The sequence below is a fragment of the Pseudomonas sp. Pseusp15 genome, assembly GCF_059492165.1.
On sequence record NZ_CP168523.1, the window covers coordinates 2,884,286 to 2,909,154 of the forward strand.

The following is a 24,869-nucleotide window of genomic DNA, read 5'->3' on the forward strand; positions in this document are numbered from 1 at the left end:
TTAGATAGCTGGCACGAAACCCGCTATAGCCCTTCCACCAAGCTTCACCCTACAAAAATAACAATCCTGGAGAGACACACCATGAGTGTGATCATTGCCTTGGCAGCCCTCGCGCTGCTGATGGTGGCTGCTTACCGTGGCTACAGCGTTATCCTCTTTGCCCCGATCGCCGCCCTCGGCGCCGTCCTGTTCACCGACCCTTCCGCCGTAGCCCCCGTCTTCACCGGGGTGTTCATGGAAAAGATGGTCGGCTTCGTCAAACTGTATTTCCCGGTGTTCCTGCTCGGTGCGGTGTTCGGCAAGCTGATCGAGCTGTCGGGCTTCTCCCGCTCCATCGTTGCGGCGGCGATTCGCTTGCTCGGCACCCGTCAGGCGATGCTGGTGATCGTGCTGGTCTGCGCCCTGCTCACGTACGGCGGTGTGTCGCTGTTTGTGGTGGTGTTTGCGGTGTACCCGTTTGCCGCCGAGATGTTCCGCCAGAGCAATATTCCCAAACGCCTGATCCCGGCGACCATCGCCCTCGGCGCGTTCTCGTTCACCATGGACGCCCTGCCTGGCACGCCGCAGATCCAGAACATCATCCCCAGCACCTTCTTCAACACCACCGCCTGGGCGGCGCCGTGGCTGGGAGTGATCGGCACGATTTTCGTGTTCTGTGCCGGCATGCTGTTTCTGCAGCGCCAGCGCAACAAGGCCCAGCGCACGGGTGAAGGTTACGGTTCAGAACTGCGCAACGAACCGGAAACCGCACCGGACATCAAACTGCCCAACCCGTGGATCGCGCTGTCGCCGCTGTTGATGGTGGGCCTGATGAACCTGCTGTTCACCCGTTGGATTCCTGTGTGGTACGGCAAGACCCACAGCCTCTCGCTGCCGGGCATGGCCGTTCCGGTGACCACCGACATCGCCAAGCTGACGGCGATCTGGGCGGTCCAGGCGGCCTTGCTGGTCGGCATCGTCATGGTGCTGGTGTTCGGCTTTCAGGCGATTCGTGGCAAGTTGGCCGAAGGCAGTAAAAGTGCGGTCAGCGGCGCATTGCTGGCAGCGATGAATACTGCATCGGAATACGGTTTCGGGGCGGTGATCGCCTCGTTGCCAGGTTTTCTGGTGCTGGCCGACTGGCTCAAGAGCATTCCCAACCCGTTGGTCAATGAAGCGATCACCGTGACCTTGCTGGCCGGCATCACCGGCTCGGCGTCAGGCGGGATGAGCATCGCTTTGGCGGCGATGTCCGAGAGTTTCATCAGCGCTGCCCACGCCGCCAATATTCCGCTGGAAGTGCTGCACCGGGTCGCCGCGATGGCCAGTGGCGGCATGGACACCCTGCCGCACAACGGCGCGGTGATTACCTTGCTGGCGGTCACCGGGTTGACCCACCGCGAGGCCTACAAAGACATTTTCTGTATTACGCTGATCAAGACACTCGCTGTTTTTGTGGTGATCGGTACTTTCTACGCCACTGGCATTGTGTGAGGTATTCATGACGACTCTTTCGGGCAAGACCGCACTGGTCACCGGTTCCACCAGCGGCATCGGTCTGGGGATCGCCCTGAGCCTGGCCAAGGCTGGCGCCAACCTGATCCTCAACGGTTTCGGCGATGCGTCGACGGTGATCGCTGAGGTCGAGCAATTCGGTGGCAAGGTCGGCCATCACCCGGCCGACGTCAGCGACCCGGCGCAGATCGCCGATATGATCGAGTACGCCGAGCGTGAGTTCGGCGGCGTGGATATCCTGGTCAACAACGCCGGCATCCAGCACGTGGCGGCGGTGGAAGATTTTCCGGTGGAGCGCTGGGACTCGATTATTGCGATCAACCTGTCGTCGGTGTTCCACAGCACCCGCTTGAGCCTGCCGGGCATGCGTACCAAGGGCTGGGGACGCATCATCAACATCGCTTCGGTGCACGGCCAGGTCGGTTCGGTGGGTAAAGCGGCGTATGTCGCGGCCAAGCATGGCGTGATCGGCCTGACCAAAGTGGTCGGCCTGGAAACCGCCACCACCAACGTTACCTGCAACGCCATTTGCCCAGGCTGGGTGCTGACGCCGCTGGTGCAGAAGCAGATTGATGATCGCGCCGCGACCGGGATCGACCCGCAGCAGGCGCAACACGACTTGCTGGCCGAGAAGCAGCCCTCCCTGGAATTCGTGACGCCGCCGCAGCTGGGTGAGTTGGTGCTGTTTTTATGCAGCGAAGCGGGTAGCCAGGTGCGTGGCGCAGCGTGGAATATAGATGGTGGGTGGTTGGCGCAGTAGCCTGCCGCCCGCCCCTGTGGCGAGGGAGTTCTGTGGCGAGGGGGCTTGCCCCCGTTCGGCTGCGAAGCAGTCGCCAGCGACTGACCGTGCATCGAAAGTGCGGCGTCTATCCGGGGGCCGCTTTGCGACCCAACGGGGGCAAGCCCCCTCGCCACAGTAGACTGTGTGTAGACATAAGAAAAAGAGGCCAAGCCATGTCCGACATCCTCTGGCAACCCGGCACCGAGCGCATCGGCAAGAGCCGCATGGAGGCCTTCCGGCGTTTCGTCAATCAGCGACACACCCTTGGGATCGCCGACTACCCTGCCCTGCACCAATGGAGCATCGACCAGCGTGAAGCCTTCTGGCAGGCCATCGTCGATTTCTTTGACATCCGTTTTCACGATCAGCCAGACGCGGTGCTGATCGAAGGCGCGCAAATGCCCAGCGCGCAGTGGTTCCCCGGCGCTACCTTGAACTTCGCCGAACACCTGCTGCGCCGTCGTGACGATGCCGTGGCCGTGGTCGCCATTGGTGAAAACGGCCAACGGGAACAGCTGACCTGGGCCGAACTGGCAAGTCACGTCGCCGGTTTTCAAAATAGCCTGAAAGCCGCCGGTGTCGGCCTCGGCGACCGCGTGGCAGCGTGTATGCCGAACACCTGGCAGACCCTGGTGGCCATGCTCGCCACCACCAGCCTGGGCGCAATCTGGTCCTGTTCTTCACCGGACTTCGGCACCCACGGGGTGATCGATCGCTTCGGCCAGATCGAACCGAAAGTGCTGATCACCTGCGCCGGTTACCGCTACGCCGGCAAAGAGATCGACCAGACCACCAAGGTCAATGAAGTCCTCGGACAGTTGCCGTCCTTGCAGCAATTGATTGTTGTGCCTTATGCGCGTCCTCAAGCGCGCATCGAGGATTTTCGCTGCCAGGCCAACGTGACGCTGTGGGACGATTTTTACGACCCGGGCGGCGAGCCGCAATTCGTTCCCGTGCCTTTCGCCCATCCGCTGTACATCCTCTACTCCAGCGGCACCACCGGCGTACCGAAGTGCATTGTGCACGGCACCGGCGGCGTGCTGCTGCAACACGTCAAGGAACATGGCCTGCACACCGACCTCGGTGCCGGTGACCGTTTGTTCTACTACACCACCTGCGGCTGGATGATGTGGAATTGGCTGGTCTCGGCGTTGGCCGTCGGCAGCGCCGTGGTGCTGTATGACGGCTCGCCGTTTCATCCAGGGCCGGAGCGCTTGATCGACCTGATCGACGACGAACGCCTCAATGTCTTCGGCACCAGCCCGAAATTCCTCACTGCGCTGGAAAGCAATGGCTTGAAGCCGTGCGACAGTCATGACCTGAGCAGCCTGAGAACCATCCTGTCCACCGGCTCGGCGCTGTCGCCGCAAAGCTTCGATTACGTCTACCGCGCGTTCAAGTCCGACCTGTGCCTGTCTTCGATGTCCGGTGGTACCGATATCGTTTCGTGCTTTGTGATTGGCAACCCGGTCCTGCCGGTGCGCCGTGGTGAGATGCAATGCAAGAGCCTGGGCATGGCGGTCGAAGTGTGGAACGACGATGGCAAGCCTGTGATCGGTGAAAAAGGCGAACTGGTGTGCACCCGGCATTTCCCGGCCATGCCCATCGGCTTGTGGAACGACCCGCAACAGGAAAAGCTGCGCGCTTCGTATTTCAGCCTGTTCCCCGGCGTCTGGGCCCAGGGCGATTACGCCGAACAACTGCCCCATGGCGGCATGCTGATCCACGGCCGCTCCGACGCGGTGCTCAACCCCGGCGGCGTACGCATCGGCACGGCGGAAATCTACCGTCAGGTGGAGAAAGTCCCGCAGGTGCTGGACAGCGTCGCCATCGGTCAGCAATGGCAGGATGACGTGCGAGTGGTGCTGTTCGTGCGCTTGCGCGAAGGCATCGAACTGGACGAAGCGCTGCAACAACAGATCCGCCAGGTCATCCGCGCCAACACCACGCCACGGCATGTGCCGGCGAAGATTGTCGCGGTGACGGACATTCCGCGGACCATCAGCGGCAAGGTGGTCGAACTGGCGGTGCGCAACGTGGTGCATGGCCAGAAGGTGAAGAACACCGATGCACTGGCCAACCCCGAAGCCCTGGAGCAATTTCGAAACCGCCCCGAACTGAACGACTGACGCCGTAGATCTACTGTGGGAGCAAACCCGCTCCCGCATTTTTGAACAGCGTCGGCCCCTTCAGTCCATCAACCCCCATTCACCCGGCGGCGTATGGGGGCCGGGTGTGGCCTCGGCGTGCATTTTCAGGCGCAAGCGCAGATTGTTCACCGAATCAGCATGTTTCAACGCCTCTGCCTCATCGATTGCGCCCTCGGCAAACAGCGCGAACAGCGCCCCGTCAAACGTCTGCATCCCCACCTCTGAAGACTTCTCCATGATCCCCTTGAGTTCGCCAAACTCATTGCGCCGGATCAGGTCGCCGATGGTTGGTGTGCCCAGCATCACCTCCACCGCCGCCCGGCGCTGCCCGTCGCGGGTACGCACCAGACGCTGGGACACAAACGCTTTGAGGTTGTTGCCCAGGTCGTTGAGCAACTGCCCCCGGCGCTCTTCGGGAAAGAAATTGATCACCCGATCCAGCGCCTGATTGGCGTTGTGCGCATGCAACGTGGAAATTACCAGATGACCGGTATCGGCAAACGCCAGCGCATGTTCCATAGTCTCGCGGTCACGGATTTCGCCGATCAACACAACGTCTGGTGCCTGGCGCAACGTGTTTTTCAGCGCAGCGTGGAAACTGCGGGTATCGACGCCGACCTCGCGCTGATTGACGATCGACTTCTTGTGCCGATGGATAAACTCGACCGGGTCTTCGATAGTGATGATATGACCGCTGCTGTGGCGGTTGCGGTAATCGATCAGCGCTGCCAGCGAGGTCGACTTGCCCGAGCCGGTCGAACCGACGAACAGCATCAGCCCTTGTTTGAGCATCACGGTTTCGAGCAGCACCGGTGGCAAGTTGAGGTCTTCGAAGCGTGGAATGTCGAGCTTGATGTTGCGCGCCACGATGGACACATCATTGCGCTGCTTGAAGATATTGAGCCGGAAACGCCCGACCCCGGGCAGGGAAAGTGCCAGGTTCATTTCCAGGTCCCGATCGAACTCCTGGCGCTGTTCGGCGTCCATGATGGACGCGGCAATGGCCGCCACTTCTCCCGGCTTGAACGGTTGATCGGTCAGGGCTTTGAGCACACCGTCAAATTTCGCGCTGGGTGGCGCGCCCGTGGACAGGTAAAGATCGGAGCCATGGCGGCTGGCCAGAATCTGCAACAGTGCATCGATTTCCATGGCAAAAAGCACCCGCGAAGCATTCAATGAAAAAAATGACCCCATGCGGGTCATCTAGCGTCTACCGCCTTGCAAGGATAGTAGACGCCGCCACACTGACTCATGCGCAGGACATGTAGATGAACGCACCACCGACCGCCAGCGATGCCCAGGCCTTGATTGCCCGACTGGACTGGACAAACAACCCGCTGGGCGCCGCCGAAAACTGGCCGCAGAGCCTGCGCACCGCGGTGGACATCGTGATCCACTCGCCAATGCCGATGCTATTGCTGTGGGGCCCGCAGCTCACCCAGATCTACAACGACGGCTTCGCCTTCCTCGCCGGTAGCAAACACCCTCACGCCTTCGGACAACCGGCGCACCAGATCTGGCCGGAACTCAAAGACTTTACCGACCCGATTTACAGCGCCGTCCTACAGGGTCAGGTGCGGACCTACAGCGAACAGCGCTTCACCTTGCAACGCGACGGTCGGGATTCCGACTTCTGGCTGGATTTGACCTACAGCCCCATTCGCAACGAAAGCGCCGAGGTTGCCGGGATTCTGGTCACGGCCATCGAAACCAACGAACGTCGCCGCATCGCCCTCGAACTGGAACAACGCTCTGCCGCCAGCCTCAAGGCCCAGCAAGACACCGAGCAGCGCCTGCAACTGGCACTGGCCGCCACCGATGCCGTCGGCACCTGGGACTGGGACATTGGCGAAGACCGTTTCATCGCCGATGCGCACTTCGCGCAATTGCATGGCGTCGATCCGGCCATGGCCAACCAGTTGCCGATCAGCGAATACCTCCACGGCGTGCACCCGGAAGACCGCGCCATGATCGCCCGCAGCATCAAGCACTGCATCACCCATGGCAGCGAGTACGCCGAGGAATATCGCTTGCTGCAAGCCGACGGCCAGTTGCGCTGGGTGTTTGCCCGGGGTCGTTGCTACAAGGACCACCATGGCCGGCCGATCCGCTTTCTCGGCGCCGCGCTGGACCTGACCGAACGCAAACACATCGAACAGGCCTTGCGCCAAAGCCAGACCGAGCTGCAACTGATCATCAACGCGATGCCGATCCTGATCAGTTATGTGGACCGCGAAGAGCGCTTTCGCCTGAACAATGCCGCCTATCTGGAATGGTATGGCCTGACGCCCCAGGAGCTTTACGGCCGCACCATTCGTGAAGTGCTCGGCGATGAAGCCTATGCCCTGCGCGCCGAATACATCGCCGAGGCGCTGAAAGGCAAGACCTGTTGTTTCAGCATCAGCGCCGATCACCGCGATGGCAGCACCCGCCAGGCCCTGATGAACTACCTGCCACGCCACGGCGCAGACGGCGCGGTGAATGGTTTCTACATCTTCGTGATCGACGAGACCGAGCGCAAACAGACTGAAGAGGCGCTGCGCAACCTCAACGAAACCCTGGAAGAACGCGTGAGCGCTCGCACCCAACAACTGGCCGAAGCCAACCAGCGACTGCAGAACGAGATGTTCGAACGCGAGCGCGCCGAAGACGCCTTGCGCCATGCGCAGAAAATGGAAGCGGTCGGCCAGCTCACCGGCGGCATCGCCCATGACTTCAACAACATGCTCACCGGGATCATCGGCAGCCTCGATTTGATGCAGCGCTACATCGCCGATGGGCGCGCGGCCGAGATCGGTCGCTTCACCGAAGCGGCGGTGTCCTCGGCCCATCGCGCCGCCGCCCTGACCCATCGGTTGCTGGCATTCTCAAGGCGTCAGTCACTGGATCGCAGGCCACTGGACGCCAACCAGCTGGTGCATTCCCTGGAAGACTTGCTCAGCCGGACCAAGGGCGATCACATCGAGCTCAAACTGAAGCTGGCCGATGAGGTCTGGCCGGTCAGTACCGATGTCAGCCAACTGGAAAACGCCTTGCTCAACCTCGTGATCAACGCCCGGGATGCGATGCCCGATGGCGGTGAGTTGTTGATCGAAACCGCCAATGTTCACCTTGACGGCAGCGACGTCACTCCGCTGGAGCCAGTCAGGGCCGGGGATTACCTGATGATTGCCGTCAGCGACAACGGTGCCGGCATGACCCCATCAGTACTGGCCAAGGCCTTCGATCCGTTCTTCACCACCAAACCCATCGGCCAGGGCACCGGCCTTGGGTTGTCGATGATCTATGGTTTCGCCCAGCAGTCGGGCGGGCACGTCAGCCTGCACAGCCGGCCGGGCCAGGGCACCAGCGTTCGCCTGTATTTGCCACGGTTGCACGTCGCCCTGCCGGAACACGCGCAGCTGCCGGTCACCGGCGAAGCACCGCCAGCGGTTGCCGGTGAAACCGTGGTGTTGGTGGAAGACGATCCGGCGGTGCGCATGCTGGTGCTCGACCTGCTCAAAGAGTTGGGTTATCACGCCCATGAAGCCGAAGATGCGCAGAGCGCCCTGCCCTTGCTGGAGTCCGACCTGCGGGTCGATCTGCTGGTAACCGACGTCGGGCTGCCGGGCATGAACGGTCGGCAACTGGCGGAAATCGCTCGTCAGCACCGCCCTGAGCTCAAAGTGCTATTCATTACCGGTTATGCCGAGAAAGCCGCCGAACGCCAGGGCTTCCTGGAGGAAGGCATGGACATGGTAGCCAAACCCTTTTCCATGGACCTGTTGGCCAACAAGATTCGCACGATGATCGGCCAAGCCGGCTGAGTTAAGGCATAATCGCGCGCCCCACGCTGGCACCAACATAGCCACCACCGTTGCAAGGTACTGCCCATGAAAGCCCAAGCCCGCCATATTCTGGTGAAAACCTCGGAAGAAGCCGAGCAGCTCAAACAACGCATCGCCAAGGGCGAAGCCTTCGATGTGCTGGCCAAGAAATACTCCACCTGCCCGTCCGGCAAACGCGGCGGGGATCTTGGCGAAGTACGGCCCGGGCAGATGGTCGGGGCAATCGATGCGGTGATCTTCAAAAAACCGCTGCGGGTGGTGCATGGGCCGATCAAGAGCAAGTTCGGGTATCACCTGGTGCAGGTGTTTTACCGGGACTGATCGATTGGCTCGATGTACAGGGTGAGGCTTGCCTGTGGCGAGGGAGCAAGCTCCCTCGCCACAAAAAATCACAGCATCCCCCAAAGATTGCATTTCAATCTTTGGGGATCAGTGCCCCCGGCACTTGAATCACCCGACTCGCCAAGCGATGCCCCGCTTCAGCAGCCTCGACCGGGCTCCCACCCTTGAGGCGGCAAGCCAGATACGCCGCGCTGAACGAATCCCCCGCCGCCGTGGTGTCCACCACCCGTTCGACCACTTGCGCCGGCACTTCGAACGACTCGCCGTCACAGCGAATCAGACACGCCTCGGCACCGCGCTTGAGCACCACTTCGGGCGTGCCCATCTGCTCATAAGCGGCAAACACCGCCGTGCAATCGGAAAAGTGGAACAGCGCCTGCTCGTCATCAACCGTCAGCAACGCCAGGTCGACATAGGGCAACACTTCGCGATAAGCCGCTCGTGCGTCCTCGACCGAAGCCCATAGGCGTGGTCGATAATTGTTGTCGAACACGATCCGCGCATCCCGCTGTCGGGCTTCGATCAGGGTGTCCAGCAGTTTCTCCCGGCCCTGTTCACCGAGCACCGCCAGGGTAATGCCGCTGAAATACAGCACGTCGTAATCCGGCAGCGCTGCCAGGATCGGCGCGGCCGCCGGGGTGGTAAAGCAATCGCGCACGGCCGCTTCATTGCGCCAGTAGAGAAAACGCCGCTCGCCGGCCGCGTCGGTCTGGATGCAATACAGACCGGGCAAGCGACCGGGCAAACGCTGGACCATGCCCAGGCCGATGTGTTCGCTGGCCCAGCTCTGGCACATCGCATCGCTGAAACTGTCATCACCCAGGGCAGTGACGTAATCCACCGTGCCGCCATCGCCCAGTTCACGGGCCAGATAGACCGCGGTGTTCAGGGTATCGCCGCCGAAGCTCTGTTGCAGAGAGCCGTCGGCGCGCTGCTGCAGTTCGATCATGCACTCGCCGATCAGGGCGATGCGCGGGATGTTGGGGCCCAGAGGGCTGATGTTGTTCATGTTGTGGGGGCTCTTAGAAACAGGTTTCCATGGTCTCGATAACATTCAGCTGCTCATCCACCAGACACCCGATACGCCACTTGTCGAACGTCAAACACGGGTGCGAAGTCCCGAACGAAATGATATCGCCCACCCGCAACTCAACCCCCGGCGCCACGGTCATGAACGCGTGCTGGTCCATCACCGCTGTCACCTTGCAGGCACTTACATCATCGCCGGTCGCCGGCACCACGCCGGCCTTGTAACGCAGCAACGGCACCGGCAAACCGGCGTCGTAGGCCACGTCGCGCTTGCCCAGGGCGATCACCGCAAAACCCGGTTCGGGCAACGACTGCACATGCGCCCAGACTTCCAGCGCCGGGCGCAAACCTTCGTGCAGGTCGCTGCGACGGTCGAGCACGCAACATTGCGCTTCTTTGTAGATGCCATGGTCGTGGGCCACGTAACTGCCGGGGCGCAGCACGCTGAGGAAACGCCCGCCGGCATTCTGCGCTTCGAACGACTCGGCGATCAGGTCGTACCACGCCGACCCCGACGCGGTGATGATCGGCTTGGCAATCGCGAACGCGCCACTGTCCTGCAACTGCACCGCCAGACGCACCAGGGAGGCGGCGAACTCGCGGATGCCGCTCACCGCATGATCACCGTGAATCACCCCTTCGTAGCCCTCGATGCCGGTCAGCGCCAACGCCGGTTGAGCGTTGATAGCCTTGGCCAGCGCCAGCACTTCGGCTTCGGTGCGGCAACCGCAACGACCGCCGACCACGCCGTACTCGATCATCACGTTCAGGCGCACGCCGCGCGAAGCGAAATACGCGCCGAGGTCGGCGACGTTATCCGGGTGATCGACCATGCAATAGAAATCGAAAGTCGGGTCAGCCAGCAGGTCGGCGATCAGTGCCATGTTCGGCGTGCCAACCAGTTGATTGGCCATCAGCACCCGGCGCACGCCATGGGCGTAAGCCGCGCGGGTTTGCGTGGCGCTGGCCAGGGTGATGCCCCAGGCACCGGCGTCCAGTTGGCGACGAAACAGCGCCGGGGTCATGCTGGTTTTACCGTGAGGTGCCAGTTCCGCGCCGCTGTGGCTGACGAAGTCCTGCATCCAGCGAATGTTGTGTTCCAGCGCGTCGCGGTGCAGCACCAGGGCCGGCAGACTGACGTCCCGCACCAGGTTGGCGCCGGTCTGGGCGGCGCCCTTTTCCACGGCGGCGGTATTGATGGCAGTAGACATGGTCGATCTCCTCACACACGGCCGCAGGCAGCCGCTGTTATTCGTTGATACGCCGGGCGAGGCTGTTGGCGCTGTCGATCAGCACCCGGCGATAGTCGTTGTAATTGTTCTTCGCATCGGCCCGTGGGGCGACGATGCACAGGGTCGCGATGGCCACGCCGTTCGGGTCTTTGACCGGGGCGGCGAAGCAATGGGTAAAGGTGTCGGCGACGCTGTCGAAGGAAAAGAATCCGTCAATGGCGGCCTGGCGGATCTCCCGGAGAAACTGCTCCAGCGGCAGGCGTTCGCCGTCGGGCAGGATGAAATCGTCGGGGTCGATCAAATCGACGATCTGCTGATCGCTCAGGTGCGCCAGCAGCAGGCGCCCGGAAGCGGTCCAGGGGATCGGCGCGTTTTCGCCGATGTCCGAGGAAATGCGGAAATGCCGCTCCCCCTCTTTCATCAATGCCACGGTGTATTTGCGCCCGTTGAGCAGGCACATCTGCGCGGTTTCGCGGGTCTGGCTGACGATTTCCTGCAAGGCGTGATCGGCCTCGCGGGACAGGTCGAAATGACGCAAATGCGCCTGCCCGAGGAAGTACAGCTGACGACCGAGGTAAACGTGACCTTCCTTGCCCACGGGTTCGAGGATGCGCCGCTCCAATAAGGACGCAACCAGTTCGTAGATCGTGGATTTCGGGCTGCCGATGCCGCTGGCGATTTCGTTCGGGCGCAGGGGCTGGCCGATTTCCTTGAGGAAATCGAGGATGTCGAACGCCCGGTCCAGACCGCGAGCCCGGCGCTTGATGGTGTCTTCGGTCATTTCAGTGGTCCCATTCAAAGTGCCGGGAGTTTACCCAGAAGGCCGCCTTCGCGGGCAAGCCTCGCTCCTACAGGATTTCGCCGTTTGTAGGAGCGAGGCTTGCCCGCGAAGAATTCACTGCGGTTCAGGCCTTTTTCTTGTACGCGATGCAATCAATCTCGACCTTGCAATCGACCATCATGTTCGCCTGAACGCAGGCCCGGGCTGGGGCGTGTTCGCTTTTGAAGTACTCGGAAAACACCTTGTTGAAACTCCAGAAGTCCCGCGGGTCTTCCAGCCACACGCCCGTGCGCACCACGTCTTCGAGCCCGTAACCGGCCTCTTCCAGAATCGCGATCAGGTTTTTCATGGTTTGGTGAGTCTGCTCGACAATCCCGCCCACGATGATTTCACCATCCACCGCCGGCACTTGGCCGGACACGTGCAGCCAGCCATCGGCTTCGACGGCGCGGGCAAAAGGACGGGGCTGGCCGCCACCGGCAGTGCTGCCGGTGCCGTAACGAGTAATGCTCATGGGTGTTTCTCCTGATTAAAAAGTGAAGGCTTAAAAGCGGGTGCTCTTGAGAAATTCCGCCAGTCGCGGCGACTGCGGGCGCTCGAACAGTTCCTTGGGCGGCCCCTGCTCTTCGATCCGCCCCTGATTCATGAACACGATCTTGTCCGAGACCTCGAAGGCAAAACGCATTTCGTGGGTCACCAGCAACATGGTCATGCCATCCTCGGCCAGGCCCTTGATCACGTTCAGCACTTCGCCCACCAGCTCCGGATCGAGGGCCGAGGTGACTTCATCGAACAGCATCAAACTCGGGTTCATCGCAATCGCCCGGGCAATCGCCACGCGCTGTTGCTGACCACCGGACAACTGACCGGGGTAATGATCGCGGCGCTCCAGCAGGCCGACCCGCTCCAGCCATTTCTCCGCCAGCGCCACGGCTTCATCCTTGTGCAGTTTTTTCACCTTGAGCAACCCGAGGGTGACGTTCTGCAACGCGGTGAGGTGCGGGAACAGATTGAATTGCTGGAAGGCCATGCCGGTCATGGCGCGATGGCGGGCGATGACTTTTTCCGGGTGGCGCACGCGCTTGCCGTTGACCTCGTCATAGCCGATGGATTCACCGTCGAGCAGAATCTGCCCGCCCTGGAACTCTTCGAGCATGTTCACGCAGCGCAGCAGCGTGGTCTTGCCCGAGCCGCTGGAGCCGATCAGCGTGACCACATTGCCGCGCTGCATGGTCAGGTCGACGCCCTTGAGCACTTCGAGCGGGCCGTATTGTTTGTGCAGGCCGCGGATGTCCAGCAGCGCTTGGTTCTGGGTCGAAACTTGTGCTTGTGTCATGGCAAGGCCACCCGCTTTTCAATGTGCCGGCCGAGTAATTCGATGGCGTAGTTGATGACGAAAAACAGCAATCCGGCGAACAGGTAAAACTCCAGGGTCATGAAGGTCCGGGCGATGATCTGTTGAGTACTGAGCAGCAGCTCGGCGACGCCGATCACCGACAACAAGGTCGACGCCTTGACGATCTCGGTGGACGAGTTGACCCAGGTCGGCAAGATCTGCCGCAACGCCTGGGGCAACAACACATAACCCAGTGCCTGGTAAAACGTCAGGCCGATGGCCTTGCTCGCTTCCATCTGACCGCTGGGCAGCGCTTGCAACGCACCGCGCACGATCTCGGCGACATGGGAACCGCAAAACAGCGTCAGGCCCAAAGTGCCAGCCCCGAAGGCGCTGATCTGCCAGCCCAGTGCCGGCGCCATATAGAAGCAGGCCAGTACCAATACAAACACCGGCGTGCCGCGAATGATGTCGACGTAGAACCGGAACGGCGCGCGCATCCAGAACGTGCCGTAGGTGAGTACCAGGCCGGCGACGATGCCGACCAGCGTGCCCAGCAAAATCGCCAGGCCCGAGCACTGCACACTGGTCAGGAAGCCCTGCCACAGGACATCCCGGGCCACCCATAACTCATGCAACCAGCTGGGGGATTCGTACATGGGGCCTCCTATCGGCGAATCGCCAGACGCTGCTCGAGGTAACGCAGCATCATGGCAATGAGGTAACAGGCCGCAACATAGAGCGCTGTGGTCACCAGCCAGGTTTCGATCACCCGGTAGCTCTCGACATTGATCTTGCGCGCGTAATAGGTCAGCTCCGGCACGGCAATCGCCGCCGCCAGCGAGGTGTCCTTGAACAGCGAAATGAAGTTGTTCGACAGCGCCGGCAGCACATTGCGCAGCATCACCGGCACGGTGATGTACGCCTTGACCTGCCACTCGCCCAAGCCGATCGCCAACCCGGCTTCACGTAGCCCCTTGGGAATGCTCAACAACCCGCCACGAAACACTTCGGTCAAGTACGCCCCGGCATACAGCGACAGGGTGATGATGAACGAGGGGATCTTGTCCAGACGAATGCCCAGGCTCGGCAACGCGAAGTAGATCAACAGAATCAACACCAGAATCGGCGTATTACGGATCACCGTCACATACACCGACGCCAGCCCCCGCAATGCGCGGTGCTTCGACAGCAAAGCAAACGCCATCAGCAGGCCGATCACGCAGCCGATGGCGATCGACACCAGCGCCAGCTCAAGACCCAGACCGAGCCCCGCCAGCAAGGTGTCGAAGTCGCGCCACACGGCGGCAAAATTCAACTGATAGTTCATGGTCAGCAGTACCTTGAGCGGAGCGATTTATCACCGCCCCGCTCTCACGGGATCATTTGAATTCGACTGGGAAACCGATTGCAGGTGTAGGCAGGTCGACACCGAACCATTGTTTGAAGGAAGCCGCGTAAGTCGGGAATTCAACGCCGGTCATGCCTTCATGCAGCACGGTGTTGACGAAGTTCAGCCAATCCTGATCGCCGCGTTTGACCGCACAGGCGTAGGTCTGCGGGCTCCAGGCGTAGGTCGGGCTGCGATAACGGCCAGGGTTCTGCACCATCAGGTATTTCACCGACGACTGATCGGTGGCCGCCGCGTCGGCACGGCCGGAGTTCACCGCCTGATACATCAGATCCACGCTGTCGTACTGATCGACCTTGGCCTTGGGCAGCGCCTGATGCACCAGTTCTTCGGCGTACACGTTCTGCAGCACCGCCACGGTCACGCCGTCGGCGGCGGCCCTGAGGTCTTCGATTTCCTTGTACTTGCTGTTGGCCGGCAGCAACAGGCCAACACCTTCACGGTAGTACGGCAGCGTGAACGCGACCTGTTGGGCCCGGCTGGCGGTCACGGTGATGAACTGGCAACTCATATCGACCTTGTCGGTCAGCAGGTTCGGAATCCGCGCATCGGACGACTGCACCACGAACTCGACCTTGCTCGGGTCGTTGAACAACCCCTTGGCCACCATCCGCGCGATATCGATATCAAAACCCTGCAACTTGCCGTCGGCTCCCTGGAAGTGCCACGGCGCGTTGGTACTGCCCGTGCCCACGATCAATTTCCCACGGGCCAGCACGCTGTCGAGCTTGCTGTCTGCCGCTTGAGCGACACCCACGGCAGCGGCCGAAGCCGCGAGTACGAAAACACACGCTTTAAACAAGGAAAGTCGACGATGCATGGCAAGCACTCCAGGGCTGTGTTTATTCCGCTATACCGGAACTTGGTATGTAACAACGGAATAGACAGCAGAAAGTGTGCCACAGGATGTGGCCGGAATCTCGGAGGATTTGAAAAGTGTTTTGAATCAAATGGATGCGCACAGGCGCGAAGAAAGTGTTACGAAAAGACAGCTGGCTGAACGCTACCGTTGGCTACAGGCTGTGTGTGGTTGAGTCACATTGCGGTGCATTGCAGGTCAAAAAGAAGCAGAGCGCACCTGTAATTTTTGATAGTAGACCCACCCCCTTGCCTCCTTTAACGTCAACTGGCCTTCGACAGTCTTTGAAAAGGAGATTTCAATGAGTTCGATGTCCACCCAGTCATTGGATCCGGCCTACCGCAAAGCGCTCAACACCTGGCGCCCGGTGATTCTGTATTTCGGCAACGACCACTGTCCCGCCTGCAAATGGGCCGAGCCGGTTTTCCGTGAAATTGCCGAGAAGTACAAAGATCACGCGTGCATCTATGTGCTGGATACAAGCAAGTCCCCTCGGCATCCGGAAGTCAAAGGCACACCCACTGTGCTCTTTTACAAGGAGGGGAAGCTGCTGACGAAGCTCAAGGGCATAGGGACCCCGGAAACCCTGGAAGAACATTTCAAAAAGCACATCGGCAAGCTCAGGCCCAAAAGAGTTGCCCGCAAACCTCGTCGCGACTTGCCGTGGTTACAGAAAACCCTCAGCACTTTATGCACCGCGCCTCGGGCACGGGAGCGGTTGAATGCACGTTTGATGAGTAATGCAATGGGCAAATAACTGACCTGTAGCAGCAGCCTTGCGCTGCTCGGCAGCTGCTACAAAAAGTGCCCGCCGGTGTGTTTATCGTCCGGAAAAACGCAGCCGCGACAACATCCGCAGGTCGCCCTCGCGGTAATAGTCATCGGTCCAGCTGTCATCCGCCGCCAACGGCCGGACCTGCTTGAGTTGCAGTTTCTTTGCGAAGTAGCGGAACCGGTAATGTTCGTAGAAGCGCAGCAGTTCCAGCCCGTAACGATCGGCCAGGTCGGTGTCGCCACGGATGATCAGGTAGTTTTCGTCATTGCCGTTGCTGGCCGCGTCACTGAGGTTGTGGCTGCCGCTGATGATGGTCGGTGAATCGCTGGTGAAGTCGACGACGATGGCTTTGGTGTGCACCAGCAGGTTGCCCTTCTGGCCTTTCATGTTTTCCTTGAGCCAGCCTTCAAGGCCGGTGTTGAGCAGCGCGGTGGCAGCGAATTCGGCGGTGCGGTCGGCATGGAAACCGGTGATGCTGCTGACCGTGTTTTGCAGGCCGTAACGCAAGATGTCGTCGTGGGGTTGGCCGAGCAGCGCGTTGAGTATTTTGTCCGGCAAGGTGAATGCGGTGACAAACAGCAGGTCTTTTTTGGCGGCGTTGATGATCTTGATGAACTCACTCAAGTCGCCCTCGCCCGAGCGCGGTGAAAAACCGGCGAACAGCGGCTGGTCAGGCTGCATCGGATTGTGTTCCGTGAGCCAGTCCCGCGTGGCGCCGACGTCCGTCGGTGTGGCCCAGACCTGCTCGAAGGTTTGCAAGTAAGTGGCGCCGATCCGAGCGTCGTCCAGCACATGCACGACGTTGGCCTGACGGTAGACGCCGTTGGCAGTGAAGTTGGTACTGCCGCAGAGTACCGCTTCGGGCTGATGCTGCCCCGCCGCATCGAGCCGGCTCAGGACCATGAACTTATCGTGAAAGATATTGTGGGTGACTCGCCCGCGTTTGTTCGCCGCCGGGATTTTTTCCAGGCTGGCTTCGTTCAGCGCCGTGGTGTCTTCGCCAGGTTGGGCGTGGTACAGGACCCGAACCTTTACGCCACGCTCGAAGGCGGCGTTCACCGCATCGACGATCGCCTGCAACTGGTATTCATAGATCGCGATGTCCAGCGCCCACTGGCCATCCACGGCACGTTCGATAAACCCGAGCAGGCGTGCGAGCAGACCATTTTCCAGCCATTGCCGCGGCGCATCGGGCCACTCTTCGATGGGCAGTGTCTTGTTGACGCTGAGCAGCGCATCGAGGTCGGCGAATTTGCGCTGGAACGCCTGACTGGCAGCCACTGCTCGGTTGAATATCACGTTCTGCCCCTTGGGCAGGCCATTGTCCGTGGTGACCGTCACTTCCAGGCTTTCACCCAACTGTGGCGCATCGGCAGTGCCATAAGCCAGGTGAACCCGATAATGGATCGTCACACCCGGATTGACCGCGTAATCGGCCCAGCGAAATTTCTGCAAAGGCGCGGCATCGCTGGGGGTGGCGTGAAACTGAGGGAACGTATGATCCTTGCCGGGGAAGGTCAGGCTGTTGAACAGAAACAACCAGGGTTTGTCACCTTGCTGTTTTTCGATGGCAAACCCCAACAGGCCTTTGCGGCGGGGTTCGGCCAGGTCGATGGCCAGCAGCACACCGTTGGTGCCAGCGTAGGCTTTGACGCGGAAATCGTCCTGATCGTTGCGGGCTAGAACGCGCATGGGTCACTCCTGTGATGGGTTTGCTTACAGAGCATAGGGCAGCGATGCGATGGGGCCAGCACTGTCAGCACAAAACTCAACCTGAAATCAGCTCATCGATATGTCGATAATCAACCTGTAACTGCGCTGCCAACACCTTTGCCCGCCCGAGCCGAATCGGCCCGCGCTCGATGTCGATCAGCAACCCCGGACAATCCAGCTCCGGCAATGTCGACCATTCCTTCAACCGTCCATCTGTCACTAGCAGCAGCCGCTGCTGTTCGGCCGGAAAACGCTTTTGCCGGACCGCCAGCCAGCGCCCCGCCTCGCCAAGCGCCGCCAGCATCGGCGTCCCGCCGCCGGCGCCCAATCCCTCAAGCCAATCGCGTAAGCCCGCAGAAGCTTTCAATCCCTGCACCTGCCACTTCGGCAGGTGACCGCTGGCGGTCAGCAAAGCCAGGCGTGCGCGCTGGCGATAGGCATCGTCGAACAGTTGTGCCAGCAAGCCCTTGGCATCGCTCAACGCCTGATGGCGCCGGGTCGAGGCCGAGGCATCGACGATCACCAGCCACAGTTCATGCGGGGTGCGGGTCCGCAGATGGAACAATAGGTCATCGCGTTGACGCGGTCGGCCATTGAGCAAGGTGCCGGGCCAGTTGACCGATCCGCTACGGGCGGCGTGACGCTTGCCCTGTTTACCGTGATCCAGCCGGCCTGCGCGGGGTCTGGCATTCGCCCCCGCGTCTGATCGAGGGCGAATGCCTAGGGCTTTTTTGGCCAGCTCGGCACTTCACGTCGAGCACCGACCGGCAGCGCCTGGGCGGGCATTTCGCCCCACTGGCCCTGACCTTCGTTCGGGTTGGTGGTTTGCGCAGGGGATTGCTGTGGCGCTTGGGAGTTTTGCGGCGCAGAGGTCGAATGCTCCCGACGACGATGACGCAAGGCAAATTCGGCGACCGCGTCGATATCCTCTTCGGCAATGGCGTTCGCACCGCGCCACGCCGCATGTGCCCGCGCCGCGCGCAGCCAGACCAGGTCGGCCCGCAAGCCGTCGACACCGGCAGCAAAGCAGCGCTCGGTGATCTGCGCCAGTGCGGCATCGTCGAGCGGGATACTCGCCAGGGCCGCACGCGCCTTCTGGCAACGCTCGCGCAGGGCGTGTTGCTGACTTTCCCACTCGGCGCAGAAGCCTTGCGGATCGCTGTCGAAATCCAGTCGACGACGGATGATCTGGCCGCGCTCGGCGGGTGCGGTATGGCCACTGAGGGCGACGTTCAGGCCAAAGCGGTCGAGCAGTTGCGGGCGCAGTTCGCCCTCTTCCGGGTTCATGGTGCCGATCAGCACAAACTTCGCCGAATGCCGATGGGAAATCCCGTCGCGCTCGATCAGGTTGGTGCCGCTGGCGGCCACGTCGAGCAGCAGGTCCACGAGGTGATCGGGCAGCAAGTTCACTTCATCGACGTAGAGCACGCCGCCGTCGGCCTTGGCCAATACACCCGGAGAAAACTGTGCGCGCCCTTCGCTCAAGGCCGCGTCGAGATCGAGGGTGCCGACCAGCCGTTCTTCGGTGGCGCCCAGGGGCAAGGTAACGAATTGACCGCTGGCCAGCAGGTCCGCCAGGCCTCGGGCCAGGGTCGACTTGGCCATGCCGCGCGGGCCTTCGATCAGCACGCCTCCGATTTTCGGGTCGATGGCGGTCAGGTACAGGGCGAGCTTCAAGTCATCGGCGCCGACCACGGCGGAGAGCGGGAAATGGGGGGTGTCGGTCATGTTCAAATCTCGGTCATGGTCGGTGATTACTCTGTGGCGAGGGAGCTTGCTCCCGCTCGGCTGCGTAGCAGTCGTAAAACCTGAAAATGCGGTGTGCCTGACAGAGCCTGGTTTTTTGTTTTGGGGCTGCTGCGCAGCCCAACGGGAGCAAGCTCCCTCGCCACAAATTTCCTTTGCTCACCGGCTAACTGTCTTCTTCTATGTCCAGCAACAAATTCTCCAGCGCCTCGCGGTATTCACCCGGCTCCTGCCACATCCCCCGTTGCTGCGCTTCGAGCAGGCGTTCGGTCATGTCGCGCAAAGCGTGGGGATTGTGTTCGCGAACAAACTCCCGGGTCGCCGGATCAAGCAAATAGGCGTCCGCCAGCAACGCATACTGGTGATCGTCGATCAACTGCGTGGTGGCGTCGAACGCAAACAGGTTATCGACCGTCGCCGCCAGTTCGAACGCGCCTTTATAGCCATGACGCTTGATCCCGTCGATCCATTTCGGATTGGCCGCCCGGGAACGGATCACCCGGTTCAGCTCTTCCTTCAATGTGCGGATCTTCGGCAAGTCCGGCTGACTGTGGTCGCCGTGATAACTCGCCGCCGCTGCACCGCTGAGGCTTTCGACGGCCGCCAGCATGCCGCCCTGGAACTGGTAATAGTCGTTGGAATCGAGCAAGTCGTGCTCGCGGTTGTCCTGGTTTTGCAGCACGGCCTGCACCTGGCTCAGACGCTGGGCGAACTGCTCGCGTGCGGCGGTGCCTTCATCGGAGCCGCCGTAAGCGTAGCCGCCCCAGTTCAGGTAAACCTCGGCCAGGTCTTCGCGGCTTTGCCACAAACGACCGTCGATGGCGCCTTGCACGCCGGCACCGTAAGCACCCGGTTTGGCCCCGAAGATCCGCCAGCCGGCCTGTCGCCTGGCCGCTTCTTCATCCAGACCGGACGTCAGCAGCGCTTCGCGCTCGGCACGAACCTTGGCTGCCAACGGGTTGAGATCATCCGGCTCATCCAGCGCGGCGACCGCTTGCACGGCGGCGTCGAACAGCCGGATCAGGTTGGCAAAGGCATCGCGGAAGAATCCGGAGACGCGCAAGGTCACGTCCACCCGCGGCCGGTCCAGCAGGCTCAACGGCAGAATCTCGAAGTCGTCGACCCTCTGACTGCCCGTCGCCCACACCGGCCGCACACCCATCAAGGCCATGGCCTGGGCAATGTCATCGCCGCCGGTGCGCATGGTCGCGGTGCCCCAGACCGACAGGCCGAGCTGACGCAAGTGATCGCCGTGATCCTGCAAGTGCCGCTCAAGAATCAGGTTCGCGGATTGAAAACCGATGCGCCACGCCGTGATGGTCGGCAGGTTGCGCACGTCCACCGAATAGAAATTGCGCCCGGTGGGCAACACGTCCAGCCGTCCACGGCTGGGCGCACCACTCGGCCCGGCCGGGACGAATCGCCCGCTGAGGGCGTCCAGCAGGCCGCGCATTTCCGCCGGGCCGCAGGCGTCCAGGCGCGGGGCGACGACCTCGCGCAAACTGTCGATGATCGCGCTCACGTCGGACCAGCCTGGCTGGTTCAACGGAGCAATTTCAGCGCTCAAGGCTTGCTCGATCAACTGCGCGGCGAACAGTTCCAGACGCTCACGGGTATCCCCCGCCGTGCGCCACAGCTCATCACTGACCGCCTGCAAGGCATCCGGCCGAGGACCGTTCCAGGGCTCGGCCAACACGCAATCCAGTGGACCGAAGCCCAATTCGAACGCCTTGGCCAGCGCCCGCAGCACGCTCGATTGCGCGCCACGACCGTCACCGCGAGGAATGCGCAGCAAGGCCAATAAAGTGTCGATGCGCAATCGCCCGGTCGGCGACTCGCCAAACACGTGCAGGCCATCGCGGATCTGCGATTCCTTCAAGTCACACAGGTAAGTGTCCAGGCGCGGCAACCAGATCGCCGCGTCGGCATCGCTGTCGAGCTTCTCGTCCAGCTGCAGTTCGCGATCAATGTGCGTGTCGCGCACCAGTTGCAGAATGTCGCGTTGCAGTTCCCGGGCGCGGCGCGGATCGAGCAACTGCGCTTCGTAAAATTCGTCAGCCAACAACTCAAGGTTGCGCAGCGGGCCGTAGGTTTCGGCGCGGGTCAGCGGTGGCATCAGGTGATCGATGATCACCGCTTGCGTGCGGCGCTTGGCTTGGGCACCCTCGCCCGGGTCGTTGACGATGAACGGATAGATGTTCGGCAGCGGTCCGAGCAGCGCGTCGGGCCAGCAGTTTTCAGATAACCCGACGCCCTTGCCCGGCAGCCATTCGAGGTTACCGTGCTTGCCGACATGGATCACGCCGTGGGCGCCGTAGGTGTTGCGCAACCAGAAGTAGAACGCCAGATAACCGTGGGGCGGCACCAGGTCCGGGTCGTGATAGACCGCGCTCGGGTCAACCTGATAACCCCGCGCCGGTTGAATGCCGACGAAAGTCAGGCCGAAGCGCAACCCGGCAATCATCATTCGCCCGCCACGGAACATCGGATCGCTTTCGGGCGTGCCCCAACGTCGCAGCACCGCCTCGCGATTGGCTTCGGGCAGTGCGTTGAACATCAAAAAGTAATCGTCCAGCGCCAGGCTTTGCTGACATGGACGTTGATCGAGCGTGTCCAGGTCATTGCTGACGCCACCGAGCAGTTGCTGGATCAGCGCGGTGCCGCTGTCCGGCAGCTCGGCCGGCAACGGATAACCTTCGGCGTACAGGGCACGCAGGATGTTCAGCGCCGCGGCCGGGGTGTCAAGACCGACGCCATTACCGATGCGTCCATCGCGAGTCGGGTAGTTGGCGAGGATCAGGGCGATGCGTTTTTCGCTGTTGGGCAGCCGCGCCAGATCGATCCAGCGCCGTGCCAGTTCAGCGACAAAATCCATGCGTTCCGGTTGTGGTCGATAGCAAACCACATCGGACTGACTGCGCTCGCTGCGCCACGCCAGATCCTTGAAGCTGATCGGCCGACTGATGATTCGCCCGTCCAGCTCCGGCAGCGCGATGTGCATCGCCAAGTCACGGGGACCGAGGCCTTGCTCGCTGGCACGCCAACCGGGCTCGTTGTCCTGGGCGCAGATGGCCTGGATCACCGGGATGTTGCGACGAAACGGCCGCAGGTGCGGCGCTTCAGGGCTGGACTGGGCGAAACCGGTGGTGTTCAGAATCACCCCCGCCTCAACTTCATCCAGCCAGTCCTCGACCACCGCCAGGCAGCCTGGCTCTTTCAGACTGGCCAGCGCAATCGGCAACGGGTTGAGCCCTGCCGCCTGCAAACGCTGGCAGAAAATATCGATGAAACCGGTGTTCGCCGCCTGCAAGTGCGAGCGGTAAAACAGCACCGCCGCCACCGGCTGATCGGCCTGCCAATCGGCTTGCCAATCCTGAAGGTGCGCGGGGCTTTTTTGCGGGTGGTAGATCGCGGTGCGTGGCAGGGTTTGCGGCTCGGACCATGGATAATCACGACCCAGCCAACGACTGGCAAGGCAGCGAAACAGGTCGAGCGCATTGGCCATGCCGCCCTGACGCAGGAAGTGCCAGAGCCGGTCGCGGTCTTCGGGGGCCACGGTGCTCAGATCGCTGAGTTCCGGGTCCGGGCGATCGTCACCCGGCACCAGAATCAACTGCACACCGCGCTGGGACAATTCCACCAGACGCTCGATGCCGTAACGCCAATAGGCGATGCCGCCGTGCAGCGAGATCAGAATCACCTTGGCGTGGCGCAGCACTTCGTCGACATAAAGATCGACCGAGGCGTGATTCTGCACCTGCATCGGGTTGGCCAGGCGCAGGCTCGGGTAATCGTCGGGCAGCTGCTGCGCCGCCTCGGCGAGCAACGCCAGACTGGAATCGCCGCTGCACAGGATCACCAGCTCGGCGGGAGTTTGTCCAAGGTCGGCAATGTTGTCATCCGACACGAAACCGCCGGGCTGGGTCCTGAGCAGGTGCATGGGTTAAACGCTGAGCGCAGCGCGCAATTGCGCTTCGAGTTGAACGGCGTCCAGCGCCTGACCGATCAACACCAGACGGGTGGTGCGCGCTTCCTCGGCGCCCCACTGACGGTCAAAGTGCTTGTCGAAACGCGTGCCCACGCCCTGAATCAGCAGGCGCATCGGCTTGTTCGGCACCGCCGCGAAACCCTTGACCCGCAGAATACCGTGCTGCACCACCAGTTGCGTCAGCGCGTCCATCAGCAGGCTTTCGTCGGCTTGTGGCAGCTCGATCGAGATGGAGTCGAACGCGTCATGGTCGTGATCGTGGTCGTCTTCACCTTCATGGTGATGATCGTGATGGCTGTGACGGCTGTCGATGTGTTCTTCGGAACCGGCACCGAGGCCGATCAGCACGTCCAGTGGCAAGCGACCGCTGCTGGCTTCGATGACTTTCACCGCCGGTGGCAGCTCTTCGGCGACTTCCAGGCGCACGCGGGCCAGGTCTGCGGCGCTGATCAGGTCGGCCTTGTTGAGAATCACCAGGTCGGCGCTGGCCAGTTGGTCGGCGAACAGTTCGTGCAGCGGCGATTCGTGGTCCAGGTTCGGGTCGAGTTTGCGCTGGGCGTCCACTTGATCCGGGAATGCAGCGAAAGTGCCGGCAGCGACGGCCGGGCTGTCGACCACGGTGATCACCGCGTCAACGGTGCAGGCGCTGCGGATTTCCGGCCACTGGAAGGCTTGAACCAAAGGCTTTGGCAGGGCGAGGCCCGAGGTTTCGATGAGGATGTGGTCGAGGTCGCCGCGGCGAGCAACCAACTCGCGCATCACCGGGAAGAATTCTTCCTGAACGGTGCAGCACAGGCAGCCGTTGGCCAATTCGTAGACGCGGCCGCTGGCCTCTTCTTCGGTGCAGCCGATTGAGCACTGCTTGAGGATCTCGCCGTCGATGCCCAGCTCGCCGAACTCGTTGACGATCACCGCGATGCGACGGCCCTGGGCGTTGTCGAGCATGTGCCGCAGCAAGGTGGTTTTGCCCGAACCGAGGAAGCCGGTAACGATGGTGACGGGGAGTTTGGCCAGTGTTTTCATCGGATGCCCTTTGGCAAGGTGGCGGGCATACGGGACGACAACCGGCAACGCGGGCGCGCGTGCCTGAAGAGTTCGCCACCGGATCACCCCGCCCGGTTGAAAGTGAGAATCTGTGTCGAGGCAGGTCTCCTGGCTGACGGTGCGCCGGGCGTTGGCCCGGCATTCGCTGCGCCTTCCCGCGAACCCGTTGCACAGGGTTTGCAGTGGCGTGGCAGCGAACATCACCGTTCACAGTTGCGGGGGCAGCCGCGGCATCGACCGCGTTCCCTTCTTAGCTTCGACAGACGCCGAAGAACCTCGAAAGCGCAAGGCTACGCATCGTGTGGGGGCGGGTCAATGTCTTGTCGGCGAATGCGATCACCTGTGGCGAGGGGGCTTGCCT

20 protein-coding genes and 1 riboswitch are annotated in these 24,869 nt (G+C 61.7%); of the genes, 6 read left to right on the forward strand and 14 right to left on the reverse strand.

Annotated elements, in window-relative coordinates:
* Window positions 1–81: 81 nt before the first annotated feature.
* The 3 genes from ACEN8R_RS12855 (at window position 82) to ACEN8R_RS12865 (ending at window position 4,404) form a co-directional block, all read left to right on the forward strand.
* Window positions 82–1,473: a GntP family permease gene (locus ACEN8R_RS12855; protein ID WP_018927666.1), complete on the forward strand. Its 1,392-nt coding sequence runs from the start codon at window positions 82–84 to the stop codon at window positions 1,471–1,473.
* Between the two features lie 7 nt (window positions 1,474–1,480).
* On the forward strand, window positions 1,481–2,254 hold the full coding sequence (gene hbdH / locus ACEN8R_RS12860) for a 3-hydroxybutyrate dehydrogenase (protein WP_018927665.1): 774 nt from the start codon (window positions 1,481–1,483) through the stop codon (window positions 2,252–2,254).
* Window positions 2,255–2,448: 194 nt separating this feature from the next.
* A complete protein-coding gene (locus tag ACEN8R_RS12865; RefSeq protein WP_018927664.1) occupies window positions 2,449–4,404 on the forward strand; it encodes an acetoacetate--CoA ligase in 1,956 nt (651 codons plus the stop codon).
* Window positions 4,405–4,464: 60 nt separating this feature from the next.
* Here ACEN8R_RS12865 and ACEN8R_RS12870 read toward each other — a convergent pair whose 3' ends face one another.
* Window positions 4,465–5,574 carry a PilT/PilU family type 4a pilus ATPase gene (locus ACEN8R_RS12870; protein WP_018927663.1) on the reverse strand — a complete coding sequence of 370 codons (1,110 nt, stop codon included), beginning with the start codon at window positions 5,572–5,574 and terminating at the stop codon, window positions 4,465–4,467.
* Between the two features lie 119 nt (window positions 5,575–5,693).
* Here ACEN8R_RS12870 and ACEN8R_RS12875 point away from each other — a divergent pair, with 119 nt between their 5' ends.
* Together ACEN8R_RS12875 and ACEN8R_RS12880 are read left to right on the forward strand one after the other, a co-directional pair.
* A complete protein-coding gene (locus ACEN8R_RS12875; RefSeq protein WP_018927662.1) occupies window positions 5,694–8,231 on the forward strand; it encodes a PAS domain-containing hybrid sensor histidine kinase/response regulator in 2,538 nt (845 codons plus the stop codon).
* Window positions 8,232–8,297: 66 nt separating this feature from the next.
* Entirely contained in the window at window positions 8,298–8,573 is a 276-nt protein-coding gene (locus ACEN8R_RS12880; protein WP_007933743.1) for a peptidylprolyl isomerase, read from the forward strand.
* 94 nt (window positions 8,574–8,667) lie between these two features.
* Here ACEN8R_RS12880 and ACEN8R_RS12885 read toward each other — a convergent pair whose 3' ends face one another.
* The 8 genes from ACEN8R_RS12885 to ACEN8R_RS12920 form a co-directional block, all read right to left on the reverse strand.
* Complete coding sequence (locus ACEN8R_RS12885) at window positions 8,668–9,603, reverse strand: sugar kinase (RefSeq protein ID WP_018927661.1); 936 nt, start codon at window positions 9,601–9,603, stop codon at window positions 8,668–8,670.
* A 13-nt stretch (window positions 9,604–9,616) separates the two neighbouring features.
* Entirely contained in the window at window positions 9,617–10,834 is a 1,218-nt protein-coding gene (locus tag ACEN8R_RS12890) for an amino acid deaminase (protein ID WP_495624941.1), read from the reverse strand.
* Between the two features lie 37 nt (window positions 10,835–10,871).
* Window positions 10,872–11,636: an IclR family transcriptional regulator gene (locus ACEN8R_RS12895; protein ID WP_111454618.1), complete on the reverse strand. Its 765-nt coding sequence runs from the start codon at window positions 11,634–11,636 to the stop codon at window positions 10,872–10,874.
* A 124-nt stretch (window positions 11,637–11,760) separates the two neighbouring features.
* Window positions 11,761–12,150 carry a RidA family protein gene (locus ACEN8R_RS12900; RefSeq protein WP_018927658.1) on the reverse strand — a complete coding sequence of 130 codons (390 nt, stop codon included), beginning with the start codon at window positions 12,148–12,150 and terminating at the stop codon, window positions 11,761–11,763.
* Between the two features lie 30 nt (window positions 12,151–12,180).
* The gene (locus ACEN8R_RS12905; RefSeq protein WP_018927657.1) at window positions 12,181–12,972 is read right to left on the reverse strand and encodes an amino acid ABC transporter ATP-binding protein; all 792 of its coding nucleotides are present in this window, start codon (window positions 12,970–12,972) and stop codon (window positions 12,181–12,183) included.
* Window positions 12,969–13,631 carry an amino acid ABC transporter permease gene (locus tag ACEN8R_RS12910; protein ID WP_018927656.1) on the reverse strand — a complete coding sequence of 221 codons (663 nt, stop codon included), beginning with the start codon at window positions 13,629–13,631 and terminating at the stop codon, window positions 12,969–12,971. The genes ACEN8R_RS12905 and ACEN8R_RS12910 overlap by 4 nt, the downstream gene beginning before the upstream one ends.
* 8 nt (window positions 13,632–13,639) lie before the next feature.
* Entirely contained in the window at window positions 13,640–14,302 is a 663-nt protein-coding gene (locus tag ACEN8R_RS12915) for an amino acid ABC transporter permease (RefSeq protein ID WP_018927655.1), read from the reverse strand.
* Window positions 14,303–14,354: 52 nt separating this feature from the next.
* The gene (locus ACEN8R_RS12920) at window positions 14,355–15,203 is read right to left on the reverse strand and encodes a transporter substrate-binding protein (RefSeq protein WP_018927654.1); all 849 of its coding nucleotides are present in this window, start codon (window positions 15,201–15,203) and stop codon (window positions 14,355–14,357) included.
* A gap of 340 nt (window positions 15,204–15,543) precedes the next feature.
* Between ACEN8R_RS12920 and ACEN8R_RS12925 the strand changes: the two genes are divergently transcribed.
* Window positions 15,544–15,999: a thioredoxin family protein gene (locus ACEN8R_RS12925; protein WP_018927653.1), complete on the forward strand. Its 456-nt coding sequence runs from the start codon at window positions 15,544–15,546 to the stop codon at window positions 15,997–15,999.
* Window positions 16,000–16,062: 63 nt separating this feature from the next.
* Here ACEN8R_RS12925 and ACEN8R_RS12930 read toward each other — a convergent pair whose 3' ends face one another.
* The 5 genes from ACEN8R_RS12930 to cobW form a co-directional block, all read right to left on the reverse strand.
* On the reverse strand, window positions 16,063–17,709 hold the full coding sequence (locus ACEN8R_RS12930; protein ID WP_495624942.1) for a phospholipase D-like domain-containing protein: 1,647 nt from the start codon (window positions 17,707–17,709) through the stop codon (window positions 16,063–16,065).
* Window positions 17,710–17,785: 76 nt separating this feature from the next.
* Window positions 17,786–18,331 (reverse strand): vWA domain-containing protein, encoded by a 546-nt coding sequence (locus ACEN8R_RS12935; protein WP_495624943.1) that lies wholly within the window; start codon window positions 18,329–18,331, stop codon window positions 17,786–17,788.
* A gap of 119 nt (window positions 18,332–18,450) precedes the next feature.
* Window positions 18,451–19,458 (reverse strand): magnesium chelatase ATPase subunit I, encoded by a 1,008-nt coding sequence (locus ACEN8R_RS12940; protein ID WP_064617088.1) that lies wholly within the window; start codon window positions 19,456–19,458, stop codon window positions 18,451–18,453.
* A 184-nt stretch (window positions 19,459–19,642) separates the two neighbouring features.
* Window positions 19,643–23,416, reverse strand: a complete 3,774-nt coding sequence (cobN, locus tag ACEN8R_RS12945; RefSeq protein WP_495624944.1) for a cobaltochelatase subunit CobN — start codon at window positions 23,414–23,416, stop codon at window positions 19,643–19,645.
* Between the two features lie 3 nt (window positions 23,417–23,419).
* Window positions 23,420–24,487 (reverse strand): cobalamin biosynthesis protein CobW, encoded by a 1,068-nt coding sequence (gene cobW, locus ACEN8R_RS12950; RefSeq protein WP_026286539.1) that lies wholly within the window; start codon window positions 24,485–24,487, stop codon window positions 23,420–23,422.
* Between the two features lie 102 nt (window positions 24,488–24,589).
* Window positions 24,590–24,802: riboswitch (cobalamin riboswitch) on the reverse strand.
* Between the last annotated feature and the right edge of the window lie 67 nt (window positions 24,803–24,869).

Excerpts from the sequence above, each read along its gene's own strand:
- ACEN8R_RS12855 (WP_018927666.1), top strand. The coding sequence starts at position 82 with ATGAGTGTGATCATTGCCTTGGCAGCCCTCGCGCTGCTGATGGTGGCT.
- hbdH (WP_018927665.1), top strand. The coding sequence starts at position 1,481 with ATGACGACTCTTTCGGGCAAGACCGCACTGGTCACCGGTTCCACCAGC.
- ACEN8R_RS12865 (WP_018927664.1), top strand. The coding sequence starts at position 2,449 with ATGTCCGACATCCTCTGGCAACCCGGCACCGAGCGCATCGGCAAGAGC.
- ACEN8R_RS12870 (WP_018927663.1), bottom strand. The coding sequence starts at position 5,574 with ATGGAAATCGATGCACTGTTGCAGATTCTGGCCAGCCGCCATGGCTCC.
- ACEN8R_RS12875 (WP_018927662.1), top strand. The coding sequence starts at position 5,694 with ATGAACGCACCACCGACCGCCAGCGATGCCCAGGCCTTGATTGCCCGA.
- ACEN8R_RS12880 (WP_007933743.1), top strand. The coding sequence starts at position 8,298 with ATGAAAGCCCAAGCCCGCCATATTCTGGTGAAAACCTCGGAAGAAGCC.
- ACEN8R_RS12885 (WP_018927661.1), bottom strand. The coding sequence starts at position 9,603 with ATGAACAACATCAGCCCTCTGGGCCCCAACATCCCGCGCATCGCCCTG.
- ACEN8R_RS12890 (WP_495624941.1), bottom strand. The coding sequence starts at position 10,834 with ATGTCTACTGCCATCAATACCGCCGCCGTGGAAAAGGGCGCCGCCCAG.
- ACEN8R_RS12895 (WP_111454618.1), bottom strand. The coding sequence starts at position 11,636 with ATGACCGAAGACACCATCAAGCGCCGGGCTCGCGGTCTGGACCGGGCG.
- ACEN8R_RS12900 (WP_018927658.1), bottom strand. The coding sequence starts at position 12,150 with ATGAGCATTACTCGTTACGGCACCGGCAGCACTGCCGGTGGCGGCCAG.
- ACEN8R_RS12905 (WP_018927657.1), bottom strand. The coding sequence starts at position 12,972 with ATGACACAAGCACAAGTTTCGACCCAGAACCAAGCGCTGCTGGACATC.
- ACEN8R_RS12910 (WP_018927656.1), bottom strand. The coding sequence starts at position 13,631 with ATGTACGAATCCCCCAGCTGGTTGCATGAGTTATGGGTGGCCCGGGAT.
- ACEN8R_RS12915 (WP_018927655.1), bottom strand. The coding sequence starts at position 14,302 with ATGAACTATCAGTTGAATTTTGCCGCCGTGTGGCGCGACTTCGACACC.
- ACEN8R_RS12920 (WP_018927654.1), bottom strand. The coding sequence starts at position 15,203 with ATGCATCGTCGACTTTCCTTGTTTAAAGCGTGTGTTTTCGTACTCGCG.
- ACEN8R_RS12925 (WP_018927653.1), top strand. The coding sequence starts at position 15,544 with ATGAGTTCGATGTCCACCCAGTCATTGGATCCGGCCTACCGCAAAGCG.
- ACEN8R_RS12930 (WP_495624942.1), bottom strand. The coding sequence starts at position 17,709 with ATGCGCGTTCTAGCCCGCAACGATCAGGACGATTTCCGCGTCAAAGCC.
- ACEN8R_RS12940 (WP_064617088.1), bottom strand. The coding sequence starts at position 19,458 with ATGACCGACACCCCCCATTTCCCGCTCTCCGCCGTGGTCGGCGCCGAT.
- cobN (WP_495624944.1), bottom strand. The coding sequence starts at position 23,416 with ATGCACCTGCTCAGGACCCAGCCCGGCGGTTTCGTGTCGGATGACAAC.
- cobW (WP_026286539.1), bottom strand. The coding sequence starts at position 24,487 with ATGAAAACACTGGCCAAACTCCCCGTCACCATCGTTACCGGCTTCCTC.